This is a genomic window from Kitasatospora sp. NPDC091257 (genome assembly GCF_044757675.1).
Taxonomy (GTDB): Bacteria; Actinomycetota; Actinomycetes; order Streptomycetales; family Streptomycetaceae; genus Kitasatospora; species Kitasatospora lactacystinica.
This window is the reverse complement of record NZ_JBIVVI010001712.1, coordinates 1-1,374: the sequence shown is the minus strand read 5'-3', so window position 1 is coordinate 1,374 and position 1,374 is coordinate 1. Positions and strand designations below refer to the sequence as shown.

Below are 1,374 nucleotides of genomic sequence, written 5' to 3'. Positions count from 1 at the left end.
GCCATGATCGTCATGACCACCGACGTCGCAAGAAGCACCAGGTCGGTCGCCTCGTCCACCAGGACGGCGTCGGCCGCCGTCCAGCGGGCGGTCCGCACCGAACGGTCGGGCTTGGGCCGGAGCACCGCCTGCTGCTCCTCGGGCGTCAGCACGCCCTCGGCGCACGCGGCCAGGAACTCCGGCTCGGAGAGCAGCCGCAGGACGACCTTCGCCGGATCCACGGCCGGCCAGCACTCCTTGACCACCGCCTTGACGGCGCTGTTGCGGGCCACCGCGTCCTGCACCCGGTCGTCCGGGGCCTCGCCGCCCTGCTCCATCTTCAGCAGCACGGCGTGCGCGATGCGCTGCGGCAGGGCGTCCCGCGCCGCGCCGTAACGGACCTCACGGCCCTTCAACTCCTCGATGATCTCGGCCAGTTCGTACACCGGCACGCGCCAGCGGCGGGAACCGCGGACCACCACGCAGGGCTCGGTGGGCAGGGTGATGCCCGAGCGCACCGCCCGGCGCAGCACCTCGGCCATCCGGGCGTCGCCCTTCAGCCGGGCCGCCCGCGGGTCGTCCTCGCCCCTCACCTCGACGTGCCCGACCAGCTGCTGCACGGTGGCCTGGGCGACGTCCAGCTCGCCGAGGGCCGGGAGCACCTGCTCGATGTAGGACAGGAAGGCGTTGTTCGGCCCGATCACCAGGGTGCCGGTACGGGCGAGGCGCTCGCGGTGCGCGTACAGCAGGTAGGCGACGCGGTGCAGGCCGACGGCGGTCTTCCCGGTGCCCGGCGCCCCCTGGACGCAGATGGTGCCCGTGATGTCGGAGCGGACGATCTCGTCCTGCTCCGGCTGGATGGTGGCGACGATGTCGCGCATCGGGCCGACGCGGGGCTTCTCGATCTCGGCGGCCAGCAGGGCGGAGGCGGTGTCGTCCTCGGCCGGATCGCTGAGGTGCTCGTCCTCGTAGGCGGTGAGCTCGCCGCCGGTGTAGCCGAAGCGGCGGCGGCGCTCGACGTCCATCGGCGCGGTGCGGCTGGCCCGGTAGAACGGCTGGGAGACCGGCGCGCGCCAGTCGATCACCATCGGGTCGCCGTCGGCGTCGTGGACGTGCCGGCGGCCGATGTAGAAGTTCTCCCCGCCTCCGCCCTCGCTCAGTTCCTCGCTGATCGCGTGGAGGTAGTCGAGGCGGCCGAAGAACAGCGGGGTGTGCGAGAGGTCGGCCAGTGCGGCGATCCTGGCCTCGATCTGGTTCTGGAGCACGAGGGCGGTGACCCAGGTGCCGGTCACGTCGCGGATGTCGAGCGACTCGACGTCCTCGCGCATGGCGCGCAGCGCGGCCCGGGACGCGGCCAGGTGGTCGCGTTCGCGCTGGAGGGGGTCGGTGATGGGG

General features: G+C 72.9%; 1 protein-coding gene. It reads right to left on the bottom strand.

Annotated elements, in window-relative coordinates:
• Positions 1-1,370 (bottom strand): HelD family protein (locus ACIQOV_RS41470; protein WP_401056329.1); only part of this gene is annotated, 1,370 nt, incomplete at its 3' end.
• Positions 1,371-1,374: the final 4 nt, after the last annotated feature.